This window comes from Salinarimonas sp. (assembly GCF_040111675.1).
Lineage (GTDB): Bacteria > Pseudomonadota > Alphaproteobacteria > Rhizobiales > Beijerinckiaceae > Salinarimonas.
This window is the reverse complement of record NZ_CP157794.1, coordinates 4,937,501-4,964,399: the sequence shown is the minus strand read 5'-3', so window position 1 is coordinate 4,964,399 and position 26,899 is coordinate 4,937,501. Positions and strand designations below refer to the sequence as shown.

Sequence of the window (26,899 nt, the reverse complement as noted above, 5' to 3'; positions counted from 1 at the left end):
CGCATGCGGCTCGAATATTTCGAGATGATCGACCGGGTCGAGGCGCTGGACGAAGCGGCCAAGACCCTGCGCGCGCGCTCCGTCGTGCCGACGGAGAGCCCGGTCTTCGAGGGGCATTTCCCCGGCCACCCGCTGGTGCCTGGCGTGCTCCTCACCGAGACCATGGCGCAGGCCTCCGGCTATCTCGTGCTCGCGCTGATGGGCTACACCCACATGCCGTTCCTGATGGCGGTGGACAAGGCGCGCTTTCGCACCTTCGTCGAGCCGCAGGCCGTGCTCGACATCGAGGCGACGCTCGTGCACGAGGGCTCGGGCTACGTCGGCACCAAGGCGAAGATCGCGGTGGCCGGCCGGCCGATCTGCGACGCCGAGCTGCGCTTCCGGATCATGCCCTTCCCGCCCGGTCTCGACGACCAGATGCGCGCGCACGCCGCCCGCATCGGCTTGACGGAGCACTCCTCATGAGCGACCGCGACGTCGTCGTCACCGGCATCGGCCTCGTCTCCTGCCTCGGCGAGGGCGTCGAGCCGCATCTCGCGGCGCTCGCCGGGGGCGCGCAGGGACCCTGGGAGACCGAGCGCTTCGCGCCCTATCCCGTGCGTCCCGCGCCGGCGCTCGAGCTCGCGACGCAGATCCCCAAGAAGTCCGACCAGCGGCAGATGGAGCCCTGGCAGCGCCTCGGCGTCTACGCCGCGGGCGCGGCGCTCGAATCGGCTGGCGTGAAGGAGGACCAGGCGCTCAAGGACGAGACGCACGTCATCGTCGCCGCCGGCGGCGGCGAGCGCGACTACGACGTCGACGGCCAGGTGCTCACCGCCATGCGCACCGCTCCGCAGCCCGACGTGCTCCTGAACGAGCGGCTGATGTCGGACGTGCGCCCGACCCTGTTCCTGGCGCAGCTCTCGAACCTGCTCGCCGGCAACATCGCCATCGTCCACGGCGTCACCGGCGCCTCGCGGACCTTCATGGGCGAGGAGCAGGCCGGCGTCGACGCGATCCGCATCGCGCATGCCCGCATCCGCTCGGGGCAGAACGAGATCTTCCTCGTCGGCGGCTCTTTCAATGCCGAGCGACCCGATTTGCTGCTCTCCTACGCCATGGCGAACCTGCTCTGGACGGGCGCGCCGACGCCGGTCCTCGAGCGGCCCGCCCCGGGCGGCTTCGTGCTCGGCTCGGGCGGCGCCTTCCTCGTGCTCGAATCGCGCGCCCACGCCGAGGCGCGCGGCGCGCGGGTGTTCGCGACGATCGCCGATGTCGGCGTCGCGCGCACGACGCGCGCCGCGGGCGACGTCGAGGCCGTGCTCCCGCGCCTGTGGGAGGAGGTCGGCGTCACGCCCGGCGCGCGGGTGATCTCCGGCGCGCTCGGCCTCTCCGCGACCGATCTCGAGGAGCGCGCGGCCCTCGCCCGGCTCGCGCCGGGCGCCCGCATCGACGCCACGCAGGATCTCACGGGACACCTGATGGAGGCCCACGCCCCCGCCGGCGTGGCGCTGGCCGCGGCCCTGATCGCCGCCGGCGAGACCGGCGAGGCCGCCGTCACCAGCATCGGCCACCGCCGCGGCGAGGGCCTGATCCGGGTCGTGGCGGGGTGAAGGACCAAGGGACGAGCCGAGGGAGCAGCGCATGCCCGAGCCGATGACCACGGACCGTTTCGGCCGCCCCCTCGTCGCCGTCACCGGCATGGGGGTGATCACCTCGCTCGGCGAGGGCAAGGCCGCGAACTGGGCCGCCCTCACCGCGGGGCGCTCCGGCATCCACCGCATCACGCGCTTTCCGACGGAGGGCTTGCGCACCACCATCGCCGGCACCGTCGATTTCGAGGGCGCGGAGGACTTCTGCGCGCCGAAGCTCTCCGAGCGCCTCGCCACGACCGCCGCGAACGAGGCCGTCGCACAGTCCGGCCTGCCGCTCGGCGACTTTCCGGGCGCGCTCTTCGTCGCCGTGCCGCCGGTCGAGATCGAATGGCCGCAGCGCCGCGCGCTCGCCGAGGCCTCGGGCCAGGCGGGCGACGTCACCTATACGGACCTCCTGAAGGCGGCGGCCACCGGCGAGTTCCAGGCCTGGCACGACCTCTTCCTGTTCGGCACCGTCGCCGACCATCTCGCCGACCGCTTCGGCACCAAGGGCTCGCCGATCTCGCTCTCCACCGCCTGCTCGTCGGGCGCGACCGCGATCCAGCTCGGCGTCGAGGCGATCCGCCGCGGCGAGGCGCCGGCGGCGCTGTGCATCGGCACCGACGGCTCGGTCCATGCCGAGGCGTTGATCCGGTTCTCGCTGCTCTCGGCGCTCTCGACCCAGAACGAGATCCCCGAGGAGGCGGCAAAGCCCTTCTCCAAGAACCGCGACGGTTTCGTCATGGGCGAGGGCGCGGCGGCGCTGGTGCTCGAGAGCGCGGAGCACGCCCATGCCCGCGGGGCGGAGATCCTCGGCTACGTGCTCGGCGCCGGCGAGAAGGGCGACGGCTTCCACCGCACCCGCTCCTCGCCGGACGGCGCGCCGATCGTCGCGGCGATCGCGGCGGCGCTTCACGACGCGGGCGTGACGCCGGACGCGATCGACACCGTGAACGCCCACGGCACCGGCACGCCCGAGAACGACAAGATGGAGTCGATGGGCCTGATGGCGGTTCTCGGCGAGCGCATGAAAAGCGTGCCGATCTCCTCCAACAAGTCGATGATCGGCCACACCCTCACCGCCGCCGGCGCGGTGGAGGCGGTGGTCTCGCTGATGACCATCCGCGAGGGGGTGATCCCGCCCACGATCAACTACCGCGTCCCGGACCCGGCCATTCCGCTGGACGTCGTGCCGAACGAGGCGCGCGAGGCGAGGGTGACCCGCATCCTGTCGAACTCCTTCGGCTTCGGCGGCCAGAACACCTGCCTCGTGCTTTCCGCCGAGCCGAGCTGAGCGCACGGAGGCGACGATGACCGACCGCACCCGCATCCTCGTCACCGGCGGCGCCAAGGGCGTCGGGGCGGCGATCGTCCGCGCCATGGCGGCGCAAGGCCACGACGTCGTCTTCACCTACCGCTCCTCCGCCGATCAGGCGCAGGCGCTGGCGGGCGAGGTGGGCGCGGCGCATCCGGGCGTCACGGTCGAGGCGCGCCCGCTCGACCTCGCCGACAAGGCGGCCGTCGAGGCCTTCTGCGAGACGATCGAGGGCGAGGCCTTCTTCGGCTTCGTCCACAATGCCGGCCAGTCCTACGACGCCCTCGCGGCGATGATGGCGCAGGACAAGGCCGAGGCGGCCATGCAGGTGAACTTCTTCGCCTTCACCCGCCTGTGCAAGGCGCTGATGCGCCCGATGCTGCGGGCGCGGGCCGGACGCATCGTCGGCATCGGCTCGATCGCGGCGCTCCAGGCGACGCAGGGCAACTCGGCCTACGCCGCCACCAAGGGCGCGTTGATCGCCTATGCCCGCACGCTCGCCATCGAGACGGCCAAGCGCGGCGTGACCGTCAACGTCATCGCGCCGGGCTTCGTCGACACCGACATGCTGGCGCCCTACGCCCCCTATCGCGAGAGCATGGAAAAGCAGATCCCCGCCGGCCGCTTCTGCCGCCCCGAGGAGGTCGCGGGCCTCGCCGCCTTCCTGATGACGCCTCCCGCCGCCTACATCACCGGCGCGACGCTCCCCATCGACGGCGGGCTCACCGCGATGGTGGGGGTGCATCGGTAAGGCGCGGCGCACCATAGCAGCTTGGCATAGGCGACGCTTCTGCTACTCTGGCGCTGCTTTCTTGCGGCGGGGGCTGACTTGCAGGCGACGGAGCCGAACGGGGCGTTCTTGAATTGGGTCGTGTTCGTCGCGACCGATCCGTTCAGCGTCGGATCCGCCACATGGATTTCTCTCGTCATCACGACGGTGGGGCTCGCGTTCGCGCTCTGGCAGCTGAACAGGACCCGTCGCGCCGCCGAGGCCGCGCGGGACGCCGCGTCCGGATGCGGCTGACGATCGTCGCGCGCGAGCGGCTCATCGAGCTGAACAATGCTCTTTCGCTGCTGGAAACAGGACAGGACAAGATCGCAAGGCGCGAATACAAGCTCGCCCTCCTGTGCCTCGACATCAGCCGCCGGGACTGCGCGCGCGTCGTCGAGATGCTGGTGGACGGAAGCCCGGAGCGGCGAGCGTTGCGTCGCGCTGTGAGGCGGATGGCCGCCCTGTCCGAGGCCGTGATGATCGACGACGACCGAGGTGAGTTCACACACGCGGTCGAGCGCGCGACCGAGGCGCGTGCGATCGCCGAAATCCTCCATGCACAAGCCGCGCGCCTGCGCTATATATACGACGCCGAGGGAATAGCCGATGAAGCTCGCTGACCTTTTGCCGACGATTGCGGAGAAGTCGCAGGCCGGAAAGCTGGCCTGGGAGGAACTCGGGACGGATGTCTTCACGGCATCGTTGACGTCGCGATACATGATCGAGGTCCGCCGGGATCGCGGCCGGGTGACGCTCGCGCTGTTGAACGATCATGGCCGTCAGCTCGAAAGTGTCGGCGACGACTACTACCTGAGCGAGGATTCGGCTTCAGTCCCCCGCATTTTCGACATCGCCCGAAGGCAAGCGCTCGCCGTGGACGACGCCCTCTCCGAAGCCAAGCGGGCTCTCGAGTCCTTGTGATGGCTCACCCGGCCGCCGCCAGGGACGACGGTCGCATGCGCTCCAGATAGGTCCCGATCTCCTCGGGCGGCAGCGGCGGCGCGAACAGGTATCCCTGACCGACGTCGCAGCCCATCCGCGCGAGCGCCGCGCGCTGGGCCGGGGTCTCGATACCCTCGGCCACGACCTCGAGCGCGAGACCGTGCGCGAGGTCGACGATGCCGCCGACGAGCGCGTCCGCATCGGCGTCGCGGCCGATCCCCTCGACGAAACCGCGATCGATCTTGAGTCGGTCCACGGGGAAGCGCCGCAGGTGCGCCAGCGAGGCGTAGCCGGTGCCGAAATCGTCGAGGGCGATCCCCACGCCGAGCGCCCGCAGTCGGGCGAGGGTGCCGCCGATCTCGGCTGCCGCGCGGTCGAGGAGCACGGTCTCGGTGATCTCGATCTCGAGCGCGGCCGGGGTGAGCCGGTGACGGGCGAGCGCGGCGGACACCTCCTCGACGAAGCGCTCGTCCTTGAGCTGCGCGGCCGCGACGTTGACCGCGACGCGGCCCGGCGCGGCGCCGGCGTCGATATGCCGGCGCACGAGCGCGAGCGCCCGATCGAGCACGACGCCGCCGACCGCGCCGATCAGGTTCGCCTCCTCGGCGATCGGGATGAAGGCCGCGGGAGGGACGACCTCGCCGCCGCGCCGCCAGCGCGCCAGGGCCTCGAAGCCCGCATGGCGCGCATCGCGCAGCGTCACTTGCGGCTGGAGCGCGACGACGATCTCGTCGCGCACGAGCGCCTCGCGCAGGCCGGCGACCAGAGCGCGCCGGCGCGTCTCGCTCTCGCGCAGGGCCGGCGCGAACAGGCGGAAGCGGCCGCGCCCCCCGGTCTCGCGGCCGCGCGCCTCGGCGGCCGCCTTCGCTTCGTAGAGGGCGAGATCGGCCGCCTTCATCGCGGCGTCGGGCGTCGCGCCGTGCTCGGGAAAGAAGGCGCAGCCGAGGCTCACGGAGGGAAACAGGGTGCGGCCGGGCAGGTCGAGCGGCGCGCCGAGCTGGGCCAGCAGCCTGCCGAGCAGGTCCTCCGCCGTCCGGGGCCGGGTCACGCCCGGCAGGATCAGGGCGAACTCGTCGCCGCCCAGCCGCGCGACGACGTCGCCGCGCCGCACCCCGGCGCGCAGGCGCTCGGCGACGGCGCCGAGCAGCGCGTCGCCGACGTCGTGGCCGTGCGTGTCGTTGACGGCCTTGAAGCCGTCCACGTCGACGACGACGAGGGCGCCCGGCTTGGTGCGACGGTCGTCGCACAGCATGCGCTCGAGCCGCTCGCCGAAGGCGGCGCGGTTGTACAGGCCGGTGAGGGCGTCGCGCTCGGCGCGCTGCTTCACGGCGAGCTCGGCGCGCTTCAGCGCGGTCACGTCGGAGGAGACGCTGACGATGTGCCCGCTCGGCGAGCGCCGCTCGCGAACCTGCAGCCAGCGCCCGTCCGAGAGCTGGCGGATATGGCGCCGGCCGGGCCTGCGATGCTCGCGCAGCCGCGCGTCGAGCCACGCCGCCGTCTCCGAAGGCGAGCGGCCGACCTCCGGGAAGCGACCGTCGGCGAGGCAGCGTTCCGCGATCTCGCGGAACGTCAGCCCGTCGCTCGCCCCTGCCGGGCCGGCGCCGTAGAGCCGCCGAAAGGCGCGGTTGGAGAGGACCAGACGGTCTTCCGCATCGAAGGCGGCGACGCCGTCGGGGATCGCGTCCAGGATTTCCCGCACCAGCGTCTCGGCCCGGGCGCGCCGCCGCGCCTCGTCGGCGAGCGCCGCCTCGGCCTGCTTGCGCTCCGTGATGTCGTAGCGCACCGAGACGTAGCTCTCGATGCGCCCGTCCGCCCCGCGCCGCGGCACGATGGTGGTGTCGACCCAGTAGAGCCGCCCGTCCTTGGCGCGGTTGCAGATCTCGCCGTGCCAGATGCGCCCGTCCGCGATGGTGCGCCACATCGAGACGAAGAAGCGGCGCGGGTGGTGGCCCGAGTTGAGGATGCGGTGATTGCGGCCGATCAGCTCGTCGCGTCGGTAGCCGCTGATGCGGCAGAACAGATCGTTGACGAGCGTGATCGCGCCACGCCGATCGGTGACGGCGACGATCGCCTGGCGGTCGAGCGCGGCGCGAAAGGCGTCGAGCTCCGAGGCGTAGCGGGCGAGCTCGATCTCGACGGAGCCGGAGGCCGGCGCGCTCCGCTGCTCCGGCTCCGTCGGCGCGCGCTCGGGCGAGGGGATGTCGTCCCGCACCGGATCTCTCATCGCGTCCATGACCATCCGCCGCTCCAGCGCTCGCCTCAGATTCGCCTGACGTCCTCGAGGAAGCGGGCCACCGCCTGCGAGACCCGGTCCGATTGGCGCTCGACGTCGCCGATGGCGTCGAGCACGCTTTCCGCGGCGCCGCCCGAGCGCTCGGCGATCGAGTGGACCTGCGCCAGCGACTGGCTCACCGAGCCCGTGCCGGTCGCCGCTTCGCTGACGTTCCGGGCGATCTCGCTCGTCGTCACCGCCTGCTGCTCCACCGCGGCCGAGATCGCCATCGACGACTGGTCGACGCGCTCGATGATCTCCGACACGCGGCCGATGGCGCCCACCGTCTGGTCCGTCGCGGCCTGGATCGCGGCGATCTGGGCGGCGATCTCCTCGGTGGCCTTGGCGGTCTGGCCGGCGAGCGTCTTCACCTCGGCGGCCACCACGGCGAAGCCCTTGCCGGCCTCTCCGGCGCGCGCCGCCTCGATCGTGGCGTTGAGGGCGAGCAGGTTCGTCTGGCCCGCGATGGTCTGGATGAGGGACACGATCTCGCCGATGCGGCGCGAGGCCTCCGCCAGCGCCTCGACGTTCTGCGAGCCCTCGCGGGCGGCCGCGACGGCGTCCTGCGTGACCTTGCCCGCCTCGGCGACCTGCCGGCCGATCTCGGCGATGGAGGTGTCGAGTTCCTCGGCCGCCGCCGCGACGGCCTGCACGTTCGCGCTCGCCTCCTCGGCGCCCGTCGAAGAGCTCGCCACGGAGCGGGACGTCTCGGCCGTGGCCTCCTGCACCTCGCCGGCGGCCTGGCGCATGGCGCCGCTCGCGCCGGCGACGTCTTCCAGCGCCGCGCGCATCGTCTCCTCGAAGGTCTCGACCGAGCGCGTGAGGCTCGTGATCACCGACCACGTGAGCGCGGCCGCGATATAGCGCCCTCGCCCGTCGTAGACGGCGGACACGTGCAGATCCATGCGCTCGGGACCGAGCTTGATCTTGGCCCGCCAGGGCAGGCGGTTCGGATCGGCGACGATGGCGCGCTGATGCGCCGGGTTCTTGTGGAAGACGTCGAAGGAGGTGCCCACCATCGCCATCGGGTCGACGCCGGCGGGGAGGTGATCCTGGATGCTCGTCAGGGTCTCGACGCTGCGCCGGTTGGCGTAGGTGATCGTCCCGGTCTGCGGGTCGAGGGCGAGAACGTTGACGGGCAGGGCGTCGAGCAACGCCGTCGGGTCCGGCGCTGGAGGGTGCACGGCCTCCGGCGCGGAGGCGTGCGCGTGCGTTGCGCGCGCCGGGCGGCGCGCGAGCGTAAACAGGGCCATGTCGTCCAACTCCAGTCTCGCGACCTCTCGTCGCGATCGTCATGAGCTTCCGGTCCGCCGGCCTGCTGCGGCTTCATTGTCTCGACCGTAACGTACGAAAACGTACATAATGCTCCCTAAGAAACGCTTAATTCCTCGGATGGGAATTTCCTCGCAAGACAATGTGCTTTCGTGCGCAGCGGTGATCGCTCCGTGACTGGCGCCGACCTTACGGAAACTCGGTTAACGCCGTCACGGCATGCCGCGGGTGGTGGGAATGCGCGCCCATCGCTTCCGATCCGGAGCGAACTGACGCGATCCCCAGCGCGGAACGGATGCGACCATGGCCCCGCCGCAGCCGCACGTGACTTATGTCAACGGCAAAGGATTCGTTCGGGAGACTGGGTCTTGCTCCGCTCGTTCTGGCGCCGCCGTCCCACCAGGTTCAACGCACTTCGCCTCGCCGACGCTTTGCTCGACACGCACGGCGAGGAGGCCTTCTTCGTCGCCCACACCGCGGCCTGGGAGGCGCGCGGCGAGGGCGCGCGGCTCGAGGCGCGGCTCTGGCGCATGGTGGCCGAGGAGATCACGGCGACGCTGCGGCGCCGGGCGATCGTGCGCGCCGTGTTCGCCGTCGCCGCGCCCGCGCCGCCGACGGCGGTTCCCGCCCGGCCGAGCGCCGAGGTGATCGTCTTCCCCGCGCCGCCCCGCGCCGGGCCCTATCGTGTCCTCACCGGGCTCGCGACCCCGATCGACGCCGTACGGACGGGTTGAGGCGCAGACGCGGCGCATCCATCCGCCGAGCGCGGCGTTCCCCTTCGGACACATCACGGAGGACGCATGCGAGAGGACCGCGAGCGGCGGACCCCGAACGGGGTCGCGCGCTGGATCCGCACCTATCTGCCGGAGCTCGTCTACGGCGCGAACGACGGCGTCGTGACGACGCTCGCCGTCGTCTCGGGCGTCACGGGGGCGCAACTCTCCGCGACCGTGATCCTGATCCTCGGCTTCGCCAATCTCCTCGCCGACGGCGTCTCCATGGGCGCGAGCGACGTCCTGTCCGAGCGCTCGAAGCCGGCGGAGGAGGATCGCCCCTCGCTGCGGGAGGCCTCGAAGAACGGGCTCGCCACGTTCTCGGGCTTCCTCGCCGCGGGCGTGGTGCCGCTCCTCGCCTATCTTCTCCCGGTCCCCGGCTCGGCCTTCGCCTGGGCCTGCGGCCTCTCGGCCGTGACCCTGTTCGGCATCGGCGCCGGACGGTCCTTCTTCTCCGACCGCGGCTGGCTGCTCGCCGGCCTCGAGATGCTCGCCATCGGCGCGCTGGCGGGGAGCGTGGCGTATGGGGTCGGGCTGCTCGGGCGTTTGGTGACGGGGGGTGGGGGGTGAGCCTCACCACGCCGCCCGGTAGATCCCCCACGCGTCCGCCCGGGTCACCTCCCGCGGGTTGTTCACCAGAAGCCGCGTCTGCCCCATCGCGTCGTCGGCCAGGAGGTCGAGCGCGTCTTCCGGGACGCCGACGTCGCGCAGGCGGGGCGCGAGGCCGATCGCGGCGGAGAGGGCGTCCAGCCGGGCGATGAAGGCGTCCGCGTCGGGCGGGCAGTCGGGGAAGGCGCAAGGGCCGAGCTCGGCATAGGCCCCCGCGGCGGCGGGGAGGTTGAAGCGCATCACGTGCGTGAGGACGAGGGCGTTCGAGAGCCCGTGCGGGATGCCGAAATGGCCCCCCAGCGGATAGGCGAGCGCGTGCACGGCGGCGACGGGGGAATTGGCGAAGGCCTGTCCCGCCAGCATCGAGCCGAGCAGCATCGCGCCGCGGGCCTCCCGGTCGGCGCCGTTGCGGCAGGCGGTCTCGATCGCCCCGCCGAGCAGGCGCAACGCCTCGCGGGCGAGCGCCTTCGAGACCGGGTTGGCGTTGGCGGACGCCGAGGTGTAGGCCTCGATGGCGTGGACCATGGCGTCGACGCCCGTCGCGGCGGTGACCGGGGCGGGGAGGCCCAGCGTCAGGTCGGGGTCGAGGAGCGCCACGTCCGGCAGGAGGACGGGGGAGACGACGCCCATCTTGGTGTGCGCGCCGGTGGTGACGATGGAGATCGGCGTCACCTCGGAGCCTGTCCCGGCGGTGGTCGGCGCGAGCATGAGCGGCAGGCGCGGGCCCCTGGCGTTGCCCACCCCGTAGGCGTCGGCGAGCCGCTCGCCCGAGCCGGCGATCAGCGCGACCAGCTTCGCCACGTCGAGCGAGGAGCCGCCGCCGAGCCCGACGATCCCGGTCGCGCCGTGCGCCCGCGCCGCGGCGATGGCGGCCGCGACGACGCTCTCCGGCGGATCGGCCACCACGTCCGCGAAGGTGGCCACGGCGATGCCGGCCGCCTCGAGCGCGGCGAGGGCGGGGGCGACGAGGCCCGCCCGCACCAGGCCCGCATCGGTGACCACCAGCACGCGCGGGCCGAGCCGCTCGGCGCCGAGCGTCCCGATCCGCTGCGCGGCGCCCGCTCCGAAAACGATCGACGGCGTGGTGGCGAAGGTGAACGGGGTCATGCGGGGCCTCCTCGTGCGCCGCGCGAGCCTGCCGCGGGGCGGGCGGGCGCGCAAGAGCGCGGGGCGCCCGGGCGCGCCGCCGCGCGGCGCTTGCGCACATGCGCATCGCCACGCCGTGCGCGAGACGCTAGGATCGGCGCACGAACGGGGTGAGGACGAGAGCGTCGCCGTGCAGGATTTCGGGACTTTCGATTACATCGTCGTCGGCGCGGGCTCGGCCGGCTGCGTCGTCGCCAACCGGCTCTCGCGGGACCCGTCGGTCCGCGTGCTGCTGCTCGAGGCCGGCGGCAAGGACGACTGGATCTGGTTCCACATCCCGGTGGGCTATCTCTACGCCATCGGCAATCCCCGCGCCGACTGGATGCTCAAGACCGAGCCCGTGCCCGGCCTCAACGGCCGGCAGCTCAGCTATCCGCGCGGCAAGGTGATCGGCGGCTCGTCCGCCATCAACGCGATGATCTACATGCGTGGCCAGGCGCAGGACTACGACCGCTGGCGCCAGATGGGCCTCGAGGGCTGGGGCTGGGAGGACGTGAAGCCCGTCTTCCTGCAGCACCAGGACCACGCGCGGCCGGACGCTCATCACGCGGGCGGCGGGGAATGGCGCGTCGACTATCCGCGGGTGCGCTGGACGCTGCTCGACGCCGTGATCGACGCCTGCGTCGCCGCAGGCATCCCGGCGACGGACGACTTCAACCGCGGCGACAATGCCGGAGTGGGCTATTTCCAGGTCAACCAGAAGGGCGGCCGGCGCTGGTCGTCGGCCCGCGGCTTCCTGAAGCCGGCATTGTCGCGCCCCAACCTGCGGCTCGAGACCGGCATCCACGTCGAGCGCGTCGCGGTCGAAGGCGGGCGGGCGACGGGCGTCGTCTTCACCCAGGGCGGCGAGACGAAGCTGGCGCGCGCCGCCGGCGAGGTGATCCTCTGCGCCGGCGCGGTGAACTCGCCCCACATCCTGGAGCTCTCCGGCGTCGGCGACGGCGCGCGCCTGCAGGCGCTCGGCATCGAGACGCGGCATCATCTGCCCGGCGTCGGCGAGAACCTGCAGGACCATCTGCAGCTGCGGCCGATCTACAAGGTCGAGGGCGTGCGCACCCTCAACGAGGACTACCGCAAGCTCTGGCGCAAGGCCTGGATGGGGCTCGAATACGCGCTTTTCCGCCGTGGGCCGCTGACCATGGCGCCCTCGCAGCTCGGCGCCTTCGCCCGGTCCTCGCCCGACTACGAGACGCCCAACCTGCAATTCCACTTCCAGCCGCTCTCCCTCGACAAGTTCGGCGAGGAGCCGCACCCCTTCCCCGCCTTCACGGCGAGCGTCTGCAACCTGCGCCCGACGAGCCGCGGCACGATCCATGCGCGCAGCCCGGATCCGCGCACGCCGCCGGCGATCCAGCCGAACTATCTCTCCACCGACGAGGATCGCCGCGTGGCGGCGGACGCCATCCGTCTCACCCGCAAGATCGTCACGGAGCCTCCGCTCGCCCGCTTCCGGCCGCAGGAATACCGGCCGGGCCCCGATTTCGAGGGCGACGAGAACCTGGCCCAGGCGGCCGGCGACATCGGCACCACCATCTTCCACCCGGTCGGCACGGCGAAGATGGGCGTCGACGCCGACCCGATGGCGGTCGTCGACGCGCGCCTGCGCGTGCGTGGGATCGAGGGCCTGCGCGTCGTCGACGCCTCGGTGATGCCGACCATCACCTCGGGCAACACCAACTCGCCGACGATCATGATCGCGGAGAAGGCGTCGGCGATGATCCTGGAGGCGCGGCGCGGGTGAGTTCGGCGCCGTCGCTGCGTGAGCGGGGGCGTTCGCCGCCGCGTCACGCCGCCCGGGCCCGCCCCTCCCCGCGCTCCAGGGCCGCCAGCCGCCGGTCCACGTCGGCGCGGATCTTTGCGACCGCCTCCTCCTTCACCGGGCCGAAACCGCGGATGTCCATCGGGGCGGCGAGGATCGCCTCCCACTCCGCGGCGTTGCCCGCATCCAGCGTCTCGGCGCAGCGGGCGAGGAGGCCCTCGTACCAGGCGATGAGGCCCCGCTCCATGCGCCGCTCGGCGGTGTAGCCGAAGAGGTCGAGCGGCGTGCCGCGCAGGCGCTTCATGCGGGCGAGCGCGGCGAAGGGCACGCGGATCCACGGGCCGAAGGCGCGCTTGAGCGGGCGCCCGCGCGCGTCCTTGCCCGCGGGCAGGAGCGGCGGGGCGAGATGGTGCTTCACCGTGAAGTCGCCCTCGAAGGTCTCCCGGAGCTTCGTGTCGAAGCCGGTCTGCGTGTGCAGGCGGGCGACCTCGTACTCGTCCTTGTAGGCCATCAGCTTGAACAGCGCGCGCGCCGCCGCGGCGAGCAGCGTCTCCTCGCGCTCCTTCGGCAGGCGGGCGCGCAGGGCCTCGAGCCGGGCGCGGTAGCGGTCGGCGTAGGCCGCGTCCTGGTATTCGGCCAGGAAGGCGGCGCGGCGCGCGATCAGGTCGTCGGCCGATTCCGGGCCCTTCTTCGCCTCGGTCGGCCGCAGCAGCCCGTCGAGCGCCTCCGGCCGCTCCGCCATCACCCGGCCGAGCGCGAAGGCCGCGCGGTTCCGCGCCTGCGCGACGCCGTTGAGCTCGATCGCCTGCGACAGCGCCTCGAAGGACACCGGCACGAGGCCCTTCTGCCAGGCGAAGCCGAGCATCATCACGTTGGCGTAGACGCTGTCGCCGAGAAGCGCCTCCGCCGCCTGGTTCGCGTCGAAGGCGGAGACGTTGTCCGCGCCCACGACCTCGGCCACCGCCGCCTCGCGGGCGTCGACCTTCAGGCTGGCGTCGCGGATGCGCACGATGTCGCCGGTGGGCATCTCGGCGCGGTTGAGCACGACCTTCGTGCCCGGCCGGTAGCGGGTCGAGGCCTTGGCGGAGGAGGAGACCACCACGTCGCAGCCGATCACGGCGTCGGCGGAGGCCTCGTCGATGCGCACCTGGTTGATGGCGGCGGGGGTCTCCGCCAGCCGGATGTAGCTGAGCACCGGCCCGAACTTCTGGGCGAAGCCGGTGAAGTCGAGCACGCTCGCGCCCCGGCCCTCGAGATGCGCGGCCATGGTGATCAGCGCGCCAACCGTGACGACGCCGGTGCCGCCGACCCCCGTCACCAGGAGGTCGAAGGGCGTCTCGAGCGCCGGGAGCGCAGGGGCGGGGAGGTCGGCCGCCAGGCGCTCGGCGTCGAGGCCCGCGCCGCCGGACTTGCGCCGCGTCGCGCCCTCCACCGTGACGAAGCTCGGGCAGAAGCCGTCGAGGCAGGAGAAGTCCTTGTTGCAGGTGGAGAGATTGATCCGGCGCTTGCGGCCGAACTCCGTCTCCACCGGCTCGACGCTGAGGCAGTTGGAGGCGACCGAGCAGTCCCCGCAGCCCTCGCAGACGAGCTCGTTGATCACGGCGAAGGTCTTGGGGTCCTCCATCGTGCCGCGCTTGCGCCGCCGGCGCTTCTCGGTGGCGCAGGTCTGCTCGTAGATCAGCACCGAGACGCCGGGGACCTCGCGCAGCTCCCGCTGCACGGCGTCGAGCGCGCGGCGGTGATGCAGCGTCACGCCCTTGGGCAAGTCGGCGAGGTCGAACTTTCCGGGATCGTCCGAGACGAGCGCGATGCGCGCGACGCCCTCGGCGCGGGTGATGTGGGCGATGGCCTGCACGCTCACCGGCCCGTCGACGGGCTGGCCGCCGGTCATGGCGACGGCGTCGTTGTAGAGGATCTTGTAGGTGATGTTCGCGCCCGCCGCGATCGCCTGGCGGATCGCCATCGAGCCGGAATGATACCAGGTGCCCTCGCCGAGGTTCTGGAAGACGTGGCGGCGGCCGGTGAAGCGCGAGGAGGCCGCCCAGTTGACGCCCTCGCCGCCCATCTGGATCAGCGAGGTGGTCTGCCGGTCCATCCAGCTCGCCATGAAATGGCAGCCGATGCCGGCCATGGCCTGGCTGCCCTCGGGCACCTTGGTCGAGGTGTTGTGCGGGCAGCCGGAGCAGAAATAGGGCGTGCGCGTTGCGCCCGGCACGGCGAGGGCGGGACCGGTGCTCTCCAGGATCGCCGCCGCGCGGGCGGAGAAGTTCCGGCCCTCGAAGATGCGGTCGAGCCGCTTGGCGATCAGCGGGACGAGGAGGCGCGGCGAGAGCTCGCCCGTCCAGGGCACGAGGCGGTCCTCGTTCTCGTCGCGCTTGCCGACCATCCGATGCGGCTTGTCGCCCGGATAATCGTAGAAATATTCCTTGAGCTGGCTCTCGACGATGCCGCGCTTCTCCTCGACGACGAGGACCTCCTGCTTGCCGCGCACGAAGTCGAGCGCGCCGCGCTTGGCCAGCGGCCAGACCATGCCGACCTTGTAGACGTCGATGCCGAGCCGCCGGCACTCCGCCTCGTCGAGGCCGAGAAGGCGCAGCGCCTCCATCAGGTCGAGATGGCCCTTGCCGGTGGAGACGAAGCCGTATCGCGCGTCGCGGACACCGTAGAGCGCGCGGTCGATCGGGTTCGCGTCGGCGAAGGCCCAGACGGCGTGCTTCTTCGCCTCCATGCGCTCCTCGATCTGCGGTCCCGGCAGGTCCGGCCAGCGATAGTGCAGGCCGCCGGGGGGCACGCGGAACTCGGGGATGACGAAGCGGCGGTCGGGCGGGATCTCGACGGACTGGCCGCTCTCCACCGTCTCGGAGACCGCCTTGAAGCCCACCCACATGCCGGAATAGCGCGAGAGCGCGTAGCCCCATTCGCCGAAGCTCAGATACTCGGCCACGCTCGCCGGGTTCAGGGTCGGCATGAACCAGGCCATGAAGGCGACGTCGGACTGGTGGGGCATCGAGGAGGAGACGCAGCCGTGGTCGTCGCCGGCCACCACGAGCACGCCGCCGCGGGGCGAGGAGCCGTAGGCGTTGCCGTGCTTGAGCGCGTCGCCGGCGCGGTCGACGCCGGGGCCCTTGCCGTACCACATCGCGAAGACGCCATCGACCTCGGCGTTGGGGCTCGTCTCCACCTGCTGCGAGCCGAGCACGGCGGTGGCGGCGAGGTCCTCGTTGACGGCGGGAAGGAACTCGATCCGGTCCGAGGCGAGCCGCTCCTTCGACTTCCACAGCTCGAGATCGAGCCCGCCGAGCGGCGAGCCGCGATAGCCCGAGACGAAGCCGCCGGTCCGCAGCCCGGCTTCGCGGTCGCGGCGGGCCTGGTCGAACAGGACGCGCACCAGCGCCTGCGTGCCGGTGAGGAAGACGCGGCCCTCCGGCAGCGTGTAGCGGTCGGCGAGCCGGTACTCGGCGAGACGGGCGGGATGGAACGTCATGGGACGCCTCCTCGGGAGAGATCCTCTAGCTTTCAGGATACCCTCGGCGGCGTGGTAGAAGTGTCCAGAATGCCCTTCAGGAAAGGCGATCCTGGTAGCGTCTTTCAGGGAGGGCGCTATGCTCGAAACGTCTTTTCACGCGAGAGCCGCCATGCCGGACCAGCCCCTCGATGCCCAAGACCGCACCCTGCTGCGTCTCCTCCAGGAGAACGGGCGCATCTCGAACCAGGAGCTCGCGGACGCCGCGGCGATGTCGACCTCCGCCTGCTGGCGGCGGGTGAAGGCGCTGGAGAGCGAGGGCGCCATCCGGCGCTATGCCGCGCTGCTCGACCCGGACGCCTGCGGCTTTCGCTTCCACGCCGTGGTGCACGTCCAGCTCGCCCGCCACGAGGAGCGGCTCGTCGAGGAATTCGTGCGCGCCATCGAGCGCCGGCCGGAAGTGCTCGACTGCTTCGCGACGACGGGCGAGGCGGACTACCACCTGCGCGTTCTGTGCGCCGATCTCGACGCCTACAACGATTTCCTGGAGCGCTTCCTGTTCCGCCTCTCGGCGGTGAAGAGCGCGCGGACCAACCTCGTGCTCAAGGAGATCAAGCACACGCCCGACCTGCCGCTGTGAGGCCGGGTTCCGGAGAGGGCGGCGGCAGCCGCGAGCCGCCGCCGCCCTCGTCCGCTCAGGCCATGTATTGGCCGCCGTTCGCCGAGAGCGTCGAGCCGGTGATGAAGCCGGCGTCGTCGGAGGCGAGGAAGGCGACGCAGCGCGCGATCTCCTCGGCTTCGCCGAGGCGGCCGACGGGGATCTGCGGGATGATCTTCGAGTCGAGCACGTCCTTGGGCACCGCCATCACCATCTCGGTGCCGATATAGCCCGGCGCGACCACGTTGACGGTGATGCCCTTCGCGGCGTTCTCCTGCGCCAGCGCCTTGGCGAAGCCGATCACGCCGGCCTTGGCGGCCGAGTAGTTCGACTGGCCCATCTGGCCCTTCTGGCCGTTGACCGACGAGATGATGATGATGCGCCCGAACTTGCGCGCCTGCATGCCCTCGATCACCGGGCGGGTGACGGTGAACATCGAATCGAGGTTGGTGCGGATCACGTCCGACCATTGCTCGTAGCTCATCTTGTGGAACATGCGGTCGCGGGTGATGCCCGCGTTGTTGACCAGCACCTCCACCGGGCCGACCTCGGCCTCGATCTGCTTCATGCCGGCCTCGCAGGCGGCGGCGTCGCCCACGTCGAACTTGAAGACGGCGATGCCCGTCTCGGCCTTGAAGGCGTTGGCCTTCTCGTCGTTGCCGGCATAGGTGGCGGCCACCGTGTAGCCGGCCTCCTTCAATCCCTTCGAGATCGCGGCTCCGATGCCGCGGGTGCCCCCGGTGACCACTGCGACGCGTGACATGGCGTTTCCTCTCTGGACAGGTCTTCTCGAATGGCGCCGGACACGCCTCCCATGCGCGCCCGGCCCGTGTCGTCCGTGCGCCGCTCAGCGCTCCAGGCACATGGCGATGCCCATGCCGCCGCCGATGCAGAGCGTGGCGAGGCCCTTCTTCGCATCGCGCTTGCCCATCTCGAAGAGCAGCGTGGTGAGCACGCGCGCGCCGGAGGCGCCCACCGGGTGGCCGATGGCGATGGCGCCGCCGTTGACGTTCACGATCTGCGGGTCCCAGCCCATGTCCTTGTTGACCGCGAGCGCCTGGGCGGCGAAGGCCTCGTTGGCCTCCACGAGCTCGAGGTCCTGCACCTTCCAGCCGGCCCGCTCCAGCGCCTTGCGCGAGGACGGGATCGGGCCCGTGCCCATGATCGCCGGATCGACGCCCGACGTCGCCCAGGAGGCGATGCGCGCGAGCGGGGTGAGCCCGCGGCGCGCGGCCTCGTCGGCGGACATCAGCACGAGGGCCGCGGCGCCGTCGTTGATGCCGGACGCGTTGCCGGCGGTGACCGTGCCCTCCTTGGAGAAGGCGGGCTTGAGCTTGCCGACCGCGTCCATCGTGGTGCCGTGGCGGGGATACTCGTCGTTCTCGACCACGACGTCGCCCTTGCGGGTCTTCACCACGTAGGGGACGATCTCGTCCTTGAAGCGCCCGGCCTTCTGCGCCGCCTCGGCCTTGTTCTGCGAGGCGACGGCGAACTGATCCTGCTCCTCGCGGGTGAGCTGCCAGCGCGAGGCGACGTTCTCGGCGGTGTTGCCCATGTGGTAGCCGTGGAACGCGTCCATCAGGCCGTCCTTGAGCATCGTGTCGACGAGCTTGAGCTCGCCCATCTTGGTGCCCGCGCGCATGTGGGCGGCGTGGGGCGCCATCGACATGCTCTCCTGGCCGCCGGCGACGACGATCTTGGCGTCGCCGGTGGCGATCTGCTGCATGCCGAGCGCCACCGCCCGCAGGCCCGAGCCGCAGAGCTGGTTGAGGCCGAAGGCGGTCGCGCCCTCGGGCACGCCGGCCTTCATCGCGGCCTGGCGGGCCGGGTTCTGGCCCTCGCCGGCGGAGAGGATCTGGCCGAGGATGACCTCGTCCACCTCGCCGCCCTCGACCTTGGCGCGCTCGAGCGCGCCCTTCACGGCGGTCGCGCCGAGCTCGTGGGCGGGCACCATCGCGAAGGCGCCGTTGAAGGCTCCCACGGGCGTGCGCGCGGCGGAAACGATGACGATGTCGGTGGCCATGGCGATCCTTCCTGTCGGTTCGAGCGTCGGGCGAAGGTCGCCGACGCCTGGTTTGGGATCGATCAAAACGGAGCGCGCGCTCCAGTCAAGGCCGTGCAAGCACGCACGTCCCGCCCCGCGCCGCAACGCACGCACCGTTCCGCCGCGGCGCAAAATAGCTGTTTCGGAGGCGGCGCGAAGCTTCTAAGGTCCCCTCAGGGGAGACGCCGCGTGCGGGGACACCAGACCAATTGACGAGACCCGCGCGGGAAACGGTCAGTCGAGTGACGAGGGCGCCATGGCCAGCGACGAGAAGCAGCCGACGGTCATCAAGAAGTACGCCAACCGGCGTCTGTACCACACGGGCACGTCCACCTACGTGACGCTCGAGGATCTCGGCGCCATGGTGAAGGCCGGCGAGGACTTCCAGGTGACCGACGCCAAGACGGGCGAGGACATCACCCGCACGGTGCTGACGCAGATCATCTTCGAGCAGGAGAACAAGGAAGGCGCGCAGAACCTCCTGCCCGTCGCCTTCCTGCGCCAGCTGATCCGGCTCTACGGCGATTCCATGCAGGCCATGGTGCCGACCTATCTCGAATTCTCGATGGACAGCTTCCTGCGCGAGCAGGCCAAGCTGCGCGAGCAGATGACGAGCGCCTTCGGCGGCAAGGCCTTCCAGGCCATGGACGAGCAGGTGCGCGCCAACATGAACCTGTTCTCCGACGCCATGCGCATGTTCTCGCCCTTCCCCGGCGTGCGCGCCGAGGCGGTGAAGAAGCACGCCGAGGGCAAGCCGGAAGGCGTCGTCGGCGAGCCCGCGGGCGACGACGCCGCGCGCGAGCTCGAGCAGCTCAAGGCGCAGATGGCCGAGATGCAGGCGAAGCTGCGCGAGATCGCCGGCAAGGAGTGAGCGGCGCCCGGCTGGGCGCTCGCCCCGCCATTTGACATTCCGCCGCGCGGCGTGGAACACCGGACGCTCCCGATCGCAACGAGACGAGCGCACGACGAGGATGACCGTCCGGCTTCACCGCGGGGACCTGCCCGCCGACTACCAGCCCGGCCCCGCCATCGCGGTGGATACCGAGACGCTGGGCCTCAACCCCCTGCGCGACCGGCTGTGCGTCGTCCAGATCTCCCGCGGCGACGGCGACGCCGACGTCGTGCAGATCCTGCGCGACGGGCCGCGGCCGGAGCGGCTCGCGGCGGTGCTGGGCGATCCCGGCGTGCTCAAGATCTTCCACTACGCCCGCTTCGACCTCGGCGTGATCCTTCACGCCCTCGGCGTCGACGCGACGCCGGTCTACTGCACCAAGATCGCCTCCAAGCTGACGCGCACCTACACGGATCGCCACGGGCTCAAGGACCTGGTGCGCGAGCTCCTCGGGCAGGAGCTCTCGAAGCAGCAGCAGAGCTCGGACTGGGGCGCGGACACGCTGACCCAGGCGCAGGTGGACTACGCCGCTTCCGACGTGCTGCACCTGCACGCGCTCAAGGACCAGCTCGATCTGCGGCTCGCCCGCGAGGACCGCGTCGCCCTCGCGCAGGCCTGCTTCGATTTCCTGCCGACCCGCGCCCGGCTCGATCTCCAGGGCTGGCCCGAGACCGACATCTTCGCTCACAGCTGAGCGGCCGGCGCGGCGTCGCTTCGCAGGGCGATTGCGGGCCGCGCGCCGGCGCGGCATAACGCCCGTCGGGTCGGCCTCATCTTCGCCACCGCCGCGGGCGACGAGGCGCGGATCGTTCGAGGCCGCGCCCGGCCTCCAGGGGAGGAGAGCGCGTGCACGCGGACCACGCAGAGGCGAGAGCGCCGATCGCCACGCGCCGACCCGCGCCGTCCGACCGCGGGCGGCGCAGCTACGCGCGCGCCCTGCGCCATTCACGCCGCGTGCGCTTCTTGAAGATCGCGATCCCCGTCGGCGCGGTGGGCGCGGTGGCGCTCGTCGTCGCGATCACGCTGTTCAACCCTTTCGCCTCCGTCGGCGGCCTGTCCATCGGCCCCGTCAACGTTTCCGGTACGCGCATCGTGATGGACAGCCCGCGCATGTCGGGGTTCCAGGACGACACGCGGCCCTACGAGGTCACCGCCAGCGAGGCCTCCCAGGACGTGCGCGAGCCGCATCTCGTGGACCTTCTCGACCTGCGCGCGCGCGTCACCGCCGACGACCGCGGCAACATCGTCAGCGTCGAGGCGGCGAAGGGGCGCTTCGACACGCAATCCGAGATCCTCGTCCTGAACGAGAACGTGCGCGTCACCTCGACGCTGGGCTACACCGCCGACCTCGCCACCGCCACGATCGATTTCGGGGCGGGGACGGTCGTGTCGGATCGCCCGGTGCGGGTCGGCACCGACTTCGGCCTGGTCGAGGCCGAGGGCCTGTCCTTGTCGGACGGCGGGGAAGTGATCACTTTCACGGGGGGCGTGCGCAGCACGTTCAACCTGCGCCGCAGCGGATCCCGGGGCGGGCCATGAGCGCCGCCGTCCCGTATCGCCAACCGGAGGCTTTCGTCTTGCGTCCTCTCCTTCGTTCGATCCTCCTCGCGGCGGGCGCGCTCGCGCTGACGGCGGGCGGCCTCGCCGCCCAGACCGGCGCCGAGCAGCGCAGCGGCGCCTTCGCCGGCCTCGGCTCCGGCTCCGAGGAGCCCATCCGCATCGACGCCGACCGGCTCGACGTGTTCGAGCGCGAGAACCGCGCGGTCTATGCCGGCAACGTCGTCGCCGTGCAGGGGGACACGACCATGCGCTGCGCGACGCTGACGATCTTCTTCGTGCGCGGCGACGACGGGCAAGGCCCGGCGGAGGGCGCCGAGGCGATCGACCGAATCGAGTGCGACGGCCCGGTCACGATCCTCTCCCAGGACCAGGTGGCGACCGGCGCGCAGGCCGTCTACGATCGCCGCCAGGGGCAGGTGGTGCTGACGGGCGACGTCGCCCTCAGCCAGGGGCAGAACGTCACGCGCGGCGAGCGGCTGGTCTACGACGTCGATGCCGGGGTGGCGAACATCGAGTCCGGCGGCTCCCAGCGCGTGCGCGGGCTTTTCGTTCCGGGTGGCGCGCAGTAGGACCGTCGCGGGCGCGCGGAGGGGCCGGCTTGGACCGGAGGGGCTGATTTGGACCAGAGGCGACCGAATCCGGACGCGACAGCGCCGGCGCAGCCGGCGGAGGACCGTGCGTCCCATGCGGGCTACGCGGACCCGGCCGGCTGGGTCGATCCCGGGCCGGGCGACGGCGCGGCCTACGACGACGGCTATGCCGACGCGCAGGGCTGGCGCCACGAGGACGGCTACGCGGAGCCCGGATACGAGGAGCCCGGATACGGAGACGCCGCATCCGGCGCGCCTGCGCACGGCGCCCCCGACCCCGATTGGAGCGTGTTCGACGACGAGCCCGTGCCCGCCGCGCCGCCGCCCCCGCCGCGCCCCGGGCTCCTCGCGCGGTTCAAGGGCCTGTTCGCCCGCAGCCCCGAGGACGACCTCGACGGCTCGCGGGAGGCGCCCGCGGAGCTCCCGTCCACGATCCTCGGCGGCCCCGGCGTGCTCGCGGTCAAGGGCCTGCAGAAATCCTATCGCGGCCGCATGGTCGTCAACGATGCCGGGCTCATGGTCCGCAACGGCGAGGCCGTCGGCCTGCTCGGGCCCAACGGCGCCGGCAAGACCACGATCTTCTACATGATCACCGGCCTCGTCGCGGCCGATCGGGGCATGATCAGCCTCGACGGCAACGACGTGACGGCCATGCCGATGTATCGCCGCGCGCGTCTCGGCATCGGCTACCTGCCGCAGGAAGCCTCGATCTTCCGCGGGCTCAACGTCGAGGACAACATCCGCGCCGTGCTCGAGGTGGTGGAGCCGAACCGCAAGCGCCGCGAGGAGAAGCTCGACGAGCTGCTCGACGAGTTCAACATCGCCCGCCTGCGCAAGTCGCCCTCGATCGCGCTCTCGGGCGGCGAGCGGCGGCGCTGCGAGATCGCGCGGGCGCTCGCCTCCGACCCGTCCTTCATGCTGCTCGACGAGCCCTTCGCCGGCATCGACCCGATCGCGGTGGGCGACATCCAGAACCTGGTGCGCCACCTGACGAAGCGCGGCATCGGCGTGCTGATCACCGACCACAATGTGCGCGAGACGCTCGGGCTGATCGACCGCGCCTACATCATCCATTCCGGGCGGGTGCTCACCGAAGGGCGGCCGGACGAGATCGTGGCGAACCGCGAGGTGCGCAAGCTCTATCTCGGCGAGGATTTCCGGCTCTGACGCCCCCCGTTCAGCGCCCGGTCGCGCGGCGGTAATGCGCCCACAGCACCTTCGCCGCGACGCCGCGCCAGGGACGCCAGGCCTCCGCCATCGCGGTGAGCGCCTTGGCGCTCGGTCGCTCGGGAAGCCCGTAGACGAGCCGCGCGCCCTCCTGCAGGGCGAGGTCGCCGGCCGCGAAGGCGTCGGCATGGCCGAGGCAGAACAGGAGATAGATGTCCGCCGTCCACGGCCCGATGCCGTGCACCGCGACGAGCGCCGCGTGCGCCTCCTCCGCCGGCATGGCGCCGAGGGCGTCCAGCGGCAGCGCCCCCGAGACGATCGCCGCGGCGACGGCCCTGAGGGTACGGATCTTCGGGCCCGACAGGCCCACCGCCCGGAGCGTCGCCTCGTCGGCGTCGCGCACGTGCTCGGCCCGCATCTCCGGGAAGGCCGCCGCGAAGCGCCTGTTGATGGCCTCCGCGCTCGCCGTCGAGACCTGCTGCCCGATGACGATCCAGGCGAGGCCCTCGAACCCCTCCGGCCGCTTGCGCAGCGCCGGTACGGAGCCCTCCGCCACCGCCCGCGCGAGGGCGGGATCGCGGGCGGTCAGCGCCGCGAGCCCCGTCTTCAGGCGCTCCTCGCTGTCGAGACGCGCGTGCATCGCCTATCTGTACCTCCGTAGACCGCCGCCTCGTTGATCGCCGAGCCAGCCCCGTGACGCAACCCGTCTTCCGCTTCGCGCCGAGCCCCAACGGCCGCCTGCATCTCGGACACGCCTTCTCGGCGCTCGAGAACGCACGGCTCGCGGCGCGCTTCGGGGGGCGTCTGCTGCTGCGCATCGAGGACATCGACACGACCCGCTGCCGCCCGGAGCTCGAGGCGGCGCTCGTCGACGATCTCGCCTGGCTCGGCCTGCCCTTCGAGCCCGATCCCGTGCGCCAGTCCGAGCGGTTCCCCGTCTACGAGGCGGCCGCCGCCGGCCTGCGCGCCCGCGGGCTGCTCTATCCGTGCGCCTGCTCGCGCAAGGAGATCGCCGCCGCCATCGCCGCGCGGGAGGCCGAGACGGGCCGCCCCTGGCCGCGCGATCCCGACGGCGCGCCGCTCTATCCGGGAACCTGCCGCGGCCGCGACCCGGACGCCGTCCTGGCGGAGGCGGCGCGGGAGGGCCGCCCCGTCGCCTGGCGTCTCGACATCGGCCGAGCGCTCGCCGCCGCGCCCGGGCCCCACCTCTACCAGCGTTTCGCCGAGGACGACGCGACCGAGACGGTTTCGGCCGACCCCGCCCGCTGGGGCGACGTCGTGCTCGTGCGCAAGGAGACGCCGACGTCCTATCACCTCGCCGTCGTCGTCGACGACGCGGCGCAGGCCGTCACCCACGTGGTGCGCGGCCGGGACCTCGAGGCGGCGACCGACCTGCACGTCCTGCTCCAGCGCCTCCTCGGCCTGCCGACGCCCCTCTACCGCCACCACGGGCTCGTCCGGGACGAGGCGGGCGCGAAGCTCGCGAAGAGCCTCGGCTCGCGACCCTTGGCCGAGCTGCGGGAGGCGGGATGGTCGCCGCAGGACGTGCGCGCCGCCCTCGCGGGCGCGGCGCCCTCGTCGGATTGAGACGGCACGATCACCCCGCGACCAGCGCCAGCCACCCCGCCATGGTCACCACCGCGAGCGCCGTCGACAGGGCCACCGCGCTCGACGCCAGCGCCACGCCGGACTTGTAGGTCTGCGCCAGGAGGTAGGCGTTGATGCCCGACGGGCAGGCCGCGAACATCACCGCGATCGGCACCCACTCCTCCGGCACGGGGAAGACGAAGGTCGCGAGACCCCAGACGAGGAGCGGGTGCAGCGCGAGCTTGCAGGCGGTGATGGCGGAGGGCAGCGGCAGGCCGGCCTCGAGCCCGTAGCGGGCGAGGGCGATGCCCATGGCGACGAGCGCCGAGGGCGCGGCGGAGGCGGCCAGCATGTCGAGCATCCGCCACAGCGGGTCCGGCAGCTCTCCGGCCACGGGCCGGATCAGCACGCCGGCGGCGATGCCGAGGATGATCGGATGGGTCGCGAGCTTGCGCGCGATCGTCGCGAGCGAGGCGCCGCGGCCCTCCACGAGCAGCGTCGCCGCGCTCATGGTGATCGGAAGGTGGATCGCGACGAGCAGGAACAGCGGCACGGCCGCCGTCTCGCCGAAGGCGCCCAGGATCAGCGGCACGCCGATCAGCACCGTGTTCGACTGCGCGGCCGAGAAGCCGGCGACCACCGTCTCGACGCCCACCGTGCCGAAGGCGTGCCGGGCGAGCAGCCCGGCGACGAGCCAGGTGAGGCCGAGCGCCACGAAATAGGAGGCCCAATAGCCCCAGGGCTCGGCGAGCGGCAGGTCGCCCCGCGCGAGCGTGCTCAGGATCAGGCAGGGCAGGGCGATGGAGAAGACGAACTGCGCGAGGCCCGCCCCGGCCTTGTCGTCGATGATCCCGCCCTTGCGGGCCGCGAAGCCGACGAGCACGAGCCCGAAGATCGGCAGGACGATCGCCAGGGCGTCGAGCATGCGGGCGGCTGCGGGTCAGTCGCGGAGCGTCTGGGCGAGCCGCGCGGGCCCGCCGGCGCGATCCAGCAGGCCCTCGACCTGCTCGCGCTGGCGCACGAAGTCGGCGAGCGCGCGCCCGTCGAGCTCGCGCGAGCGCGGCACGCGGATCTTCAGGGGATCGACGAAGCGGCCGTTGACCTTCACTTCGTAGTGCAGGTGCGGGCCGGTGGAGAGGCCGGAATTGCCGACATAGCCGATCACCTGGCCCTGCGTCACGCGCACGCCCGGCTCGATCCCCGTGCCGAACTTCGACATGTGGGAGTAGGTGGTGAGATAGCCGTTGGCGTGCTGGATCTCGACGCGCCTTCCGTAGCCGCCCTCCCAGCCCGCCACCGTGACGGTGCCGGCGCCGGCGGCGAAGATCGGCGTGCCGATCCGGTTCGCCCAGTCGACGCCGGTGTGCTGGCGCGCGTATTTGAGGATCGGGTGGCGGCGCATGCCGAAGCCGGAGGTGAGCCGCCCCTCGGCGATGGGCTTGCGCATCAGGAACTTCTTCAGCGAGCGGCCGTCCGGGTCGAAATAGGCGACCGTGCCGTCCTCCGGCGAGTGGAAGCGGAAGACCCGGCTCGTCTCCCCGCCGATGGTCAGCGCGGCCGAGAGGATCTCGATGGGCGCGTCCGGCTCGGGGCGGGTGAAGAACACGTCGATGGCGTCGCCCGGCTGGACGCGGCGCTGGAAGTCGAGATCGTAGGCGAAGACCTGGACCAGTTCCTCGATGGTCTCGCGCGAGAGGCCGTGCTTGGCGCCGGTCTCGAACAGGCTCTCGTAGAGCCGTGCGCCGCCCTGGCCCTCCGCCTCGGCGACGGCCGTCTCGGGCGCCTCGGGTTCGCGCGGCACGTCGACCGCCACGAAGCGGTGCGCATCGTCGACGGCGGCGATGGCCTCGACCCCGTTCTCGCCGTAGAGGACGATGCGCAGGAGCCGGCGCGGGTCGCCCGGGCGGTCGGGCGGCTCGACCAGGAGCCGCAGCGGCTGGCCCGCGGGCAGCGCTCCGACGCGCTCCGCGCCGCCGAGCGCGGAGACCGCGCCGGCCACGTCCTCGGCGGCGATGCCCTGCGCGGCCAGCAGATCCGGCAGGGTCTCCTCGCGCCCGAGGGCGAGGGCGACCTCCTCGAGCGCGTCGTCGGCCTCGTCGGGGTCGCGCTTGGGCAGGGTCGAGACGTTCTCGGGGATGACGCGCACCTCGATCGAATCGAAGGCGGCCTCGTCGATGGCGGCGTAGGCGGACAGCCCCGGCACCGCCGCGGGTCCGCTGACGGTGCGCCCGAGCAGGGCTTGGGCGGGCAGGGGGATGGCGCGGCGCTGCCCGGCTGCGAGCATGATTCGCCGCTCCTCGCGGACCTGGGCGAGAGCGTCCGCGTCGGAAAGGGCCGGCGAGACCGGTCCGAGGGCCGCTTCGGCGAACGGTCGGCGCAGGACCGTGACGTCCGCCTCCTCCGGCTCGAGCTCGACGGGCATGGCGGCGACCGCGGCGGCCTCCTCCTCGCCGTCCTCGGCGAGG

At 72.1% G+C, this 26,899-nt stretch carries 26 protein-coding genes (1 of these 26 only partly in view); 17 read left to right on the top strand and 9 right to left on the bottom strand.

All coding sequences use genetic code 11. The features are described 5' to 3' along the window. Positions 1-3: 3 nt before the first annotated feature. The 7 genes from ABL310_RS23015 to ABL310_RS22985 all read left to right on the top strand — a co-directional run bounded on the left by ABL310_RS23015 (position 4) and on the right by ABL310_RS22985 (position 4,621). Positions 4-465 (top strand): 3-hydroxyacyl-ACP dehydratase FabZ family protein, encoded by a 462-nt coding sequence (locus ABL310_RS23015; protein WP_349369324.1) that lies wholly within the window; start codon positions 4-6, stop codon positions 463-465. After that, entirely contained in the window at positions 462-1,592 is a 1,131-nt protein-coding gene (locus tag ABL310_RS23010) for a beta-ketoacyl-ACP synthase (RefSeq protein ID WP_349369323.1), read from the top strand. The genes ABL310_RS23015 and ABL310_RS23010 overlap by 4 nt, the downstream gene beginning before the upstream one ends. Positions 1,593-1,623: 31 nt before the next feature. Next, a complete protein-coding gene (locus tag ABL310_RS23005; protein ID WP_349369322.1) occupies positions 1,624-2,907 on the top strand; it encodes a beta-ketoacyl-ACP synthase in 1,284 nt (427 codons plus the stop codon). 16 nt (positions 2,908-2,923) lie between these two features. Further along, positions 2,924-3,679, top strand: a complete 756-nt coding sequence (locus tag ABL310_RS23000; RefSeq protein WP_349369321.1) for an SDR family NAD(P)-dependent oxidoreductase — start codon at positions 2,924-2,926, stop codon at positions 3,677-3,679. A 120-nt stretch (positions 3,680-3,799) separates the two neighbouring features. Continuing rightward, positions 3,800-3,952: a hypothetical protein gene (locus ABL310_RS22995; RefSeq protein WP_349369320.1), complete on the top strand. Its 153-nt coding sequence runs from the start codon at positions 3,800-3,802 to the stop codon at positions 3,950-3,952. Then, positions 3,943-4,320: a hypothetical protein gene (locus ABL310_RS22990; RefSeq protein ID WP_349369319.1), complete on the top strand. Its 378-nt coding sequence runs from the start codon at positions 3,943-3,945 to the stop codon at positions 4,318-4,320. The genes ABL310_RS22995 and ABL310_RS22990 overlap by 10 nt, the downstream gene beginning before the upstream one ends. Beyond that, positions 4,307-4,621, top strand: a complete 315-nt coding sequence (locus ABL310_RS22985; protein WP_349369318.1) for a hypothetical protein — start codon at positions 4,307-4,309, stop codon at positions 4,619-4,621. Before ABL310_RS22990 ends, ABL310_RS22985 begins: the two co-directional genes overlap by 14 nt. 4 nt (positions 4,622-4,625) lie before the next feature. Here ABL310_RS22985 and ABL310_RS22980 read toward each other — a convergent pair whose 3' ends face one another. Next, positions 4,626-6,875: an EAL domain-containing protein gene (locus ABL310_RS22980; RefSeq protein ID WP_349369317.1), complete on the bottom strand. Its 2,250-nt coding sequence runs from the start codon at positions 6,873-6,875 to the stop codon at positions 4,626-4,628. A gap of 26 nt (positions 6,876-6,901) precedes the next feature. Continuing rightward, positions 6,902-8,167 carry a methyl-accepting chemotaxis protein gene (locus tag ABL310_RS22975; protein ID WP_349369316.1) on the bottom strand — a complete coding sequence of 422 codons (1,266 nt, stop codon included), beginning with the start codon at positions 8,165-8,167 and terminating at the stop codon, positions 6,902-6,904. A gap of 387 nt (positions 8,168-8,554) precedes the next feature. Here ABL310_RS22975 and ABL310_RS22970 point away from each other — a divergent pair, with 387 nt between their 5' ends. Then, positions 8,555-8,920 carry a hypothetical protein gene (locus ABL310_RS22970; RefSeq protein WP_349369315.1) on the top strand — a complete coding sequence of 122 codons (366 nt, stop codon included), beginning with the start codon at positions 8,555-8,557 and terminating at the stop codon, positions 8,918-8,920. Between the two features lie 66 nt (positions 8,921-8,986). Beyond that, positions 8,987-9,529, top strand: coding sequence for a VIT1/CCC1 transporter family protein (locus ABL310_RS22965; protein WP_349369314.1), 543 nt, complete (start codon positions 8,987-8,989; stop codon positions 9,527-9,529). 3 nt (positions 9,530-9,532) lie between these two features. Here ABL310_RS22965 and ABL310_RS22960 read toward each other — a convergent pair whose 3' ends face one another. Continuing rightward, complete coding sequence (locus ABL310_RS22960; RefSeq protein ID WP_349369313.1) at positions 9,533-10,675, bottom strand: iron-containing alcohol dehydrogenase; 1,143 nt, start codon at positions 10,673-10,675, stop codon at positions 9,533-9,535. On the opposite strand from ABL310_RS22960, the gene ABL310_RS22955 reads away from it, so the two are divergent. Further along, positions 10,674-12,455: a GMC family oxidoreductase N-terminal domain-containing protein gene (locus tag ABL310_RS22955; protein ID WP_349369312.1), complete on the top strand. Its 1,782-nt coding sequence runs from the start codon at positions 10,674-10,676 to the stop codon at positions 12,453-12,455. The genes ABL310_RS22960 and ABL310_RS22955 overlap by 2 nt on opposite strands. 43 nt (positions 12,456-12,498) lie before the next feature. On the opposite strand, the gene ABL310_RS22950 is transcribed toward ABL310_RS22955, so the two are convergent. Beyond that, positions 12,499-15,957, bottom strand: coding sequence for an indolepyruvate ferredoxin oxidoreductase family protein (locus tag ABL310_RS22950; protein WP_349369311.1), 3,459 nt, complete (start codon positions 15,955-15,957; stop codon positions 12,499-12,501). Between the two features lie 151 nt (positions 15,958-16,108). Here ABL310_RS22950 and ABL310_RS22945 point away from each other — a divergent pair, with 151 nt between their 5' ends. Then, a complete protein-coding gene (locus tag ABL310_RS22945; protein ID WP_349369310.1) occupies positions 16,109-16,576 on the top strand; it encodes an Lrp/AsnC family transcriptional regulator in 468 nt (155 codons plus the stop codon). A 55-nt stretch (positions 16,577-16,631) separates the two neighbouring features. Here ABL310_RS22945 and phbB read toward each other — a convergent pair whose 3' ends face one another. Both phbB and ABL310_RS22935 read right to left on the bottom strand, forming a co-directional pair. Next, positions 16,632-17,357 (bottom strand): acetoacetyl-CoA reductase, encoded by a 726-nt coding sequence (phbB, locus tag ABL310_RS22940; protein ID WP_349369309.1) that lies wholly within the window; start codon positions 17,355-17,357, stop codon positions 16,632-16,634. Between the two features lie 84 nt (positions 17,358-17,441). Continuing rightward, entirely contained in the window at positions 17,442-18,617 is a 1,176-nt protein-coding gene (locus ABL310_RS22935) for an acetyl-CoA C-acetyltransferase (protein ID WP_349369308.1), read from the bottom strand. Positions 18,618-18,894: 277 nt separating this feature from the next. On the opposite strand from ABL310_RS22935, the gene phaR reads away from it, so the two are divergent. The 5 genes from phaR (at position 18,895) to lptB (ending at position 22,847) form a co-directional block, all read left to right on the top strand. After that, positions 18,895-19,509, top strand: coding sequence for a polyhydroxyalkanoate synthesis repressor PhaR (phaR, locus tag ABL310_RS22930; RefSeq protein WP_349369307.1), 615 nt, complete (start codon positions 18,895-18,897; stop codon positions 19,507-19,509). Positions 19,510-19,609: 100 nt separating this feature from the next. Beyond that, positions 19,610-20,224, top strand: coding sequence for a ribonuclease H-like domain-containing protein (locus ABL310_RS22925; protein ID WP_349369306.1), 615 nt, complete (start codon positions 19,610-19,612; stop codon positions 20,222-20,224). A 152-nt stretch (positions 20,225-20,376) separates the two neighbouring features. Then, entirely contained in the window at positions 20,377-21,069 is a 693-nt protein-coding gene (lptC, locus tag ABL310_RS22920; protein ID WP_349369305.1) for an LPS export ABC transporter periplasmic protein LptC, read from the top strand. A gap of 38 nt (positions 21,070-21,107) precedes the next feature. Beyond that, positions 21,108-21,659, top strand: coding sequence for an LptA/OstA family protein (locus ABL310_RS22915; RefSeq protein WP_349369304.1), 552 nt, complete (start codon positions 21,108-21,110; stop codon positions 21,657-21,659). Positions 21,660-21,986: 327 nt separating this feature from the next. Continuing rightward, on the top strand, positions 21,987-22,847 hold the full coding sequence (gene lptB, locus ABL310_RS22910) for an LPS export ABC transporter ATP-binding protein (RefSeq protein WP_374730416.1): 861 nt from the start codon (positions 21,987-21,989) through the stop codon (positions 22,845-22,847). A gap of 10 nt (positions 22,848-22,857) precedes the next feature. Here the strand turns inward: lptB and ABL310_RS22905 are convergent, their stop codons facing one another. Then, positions 22,858-23,487, bottom strand: a complete 630-nt coding sequence (locus ABL310_RS22905) for a DNA-3-methyladenine glycosylase 2 family protein (RefSeq protein WP_349369303.1) — start codon at positions 23,485-23,487, stop codon at positions 22,858-22,860. A gap of 53 nt (positions 23,488-23,540) precedes the next feature. On the opposite strand from ABL310_RS22905, the gene gluQRS reads away from it, so the two are divergent. Then, the gene (gluQRS, locus tag ABL310_RS22900) at positions 23,541-24,434 is read left to right on the top strand and encodes a tRNA glutamyl-Q(34) synthetase GluQRS (protein ID WP_349369302.1); all 894 of its coding nucleotides are present in this window, start codon (positions 23,541-23,543) and stop codon (positions 24,432-24,434) included. 10 nt (positions 24,435-24,444) lie between these two features. Here gluQRS and ABL310_RS22895 read toward each other — a convergent pair whose 3' ends face one another. Beyond that, a complete protein-coding gene (locus ABL310_RS22895) occupies positions 24,445-25,359 on the bottom strand; it encodes an AEC family transporter (protein WP_349369301.1) in 915 nt (304 codons plus the stop codon). 15 nt (positions 25,360-25,374) lie between these two features. Continuing rightward, positions 25,375-26,899: the 3' portion of a M23 family metallopeptidase gene (locus tag ABL310_RS22890; RefSeq protein WP_349369300.1), read on the bottom strand. It continues 692 nt past the right edge of the window; the window shows 1,525 of its 2,217 coding nt (coding positions 693-2,217); its start codon lies off the right edge, out of view — the gene reads right to left on this strand; it ends in the stop codon at positions 25,375-25,377.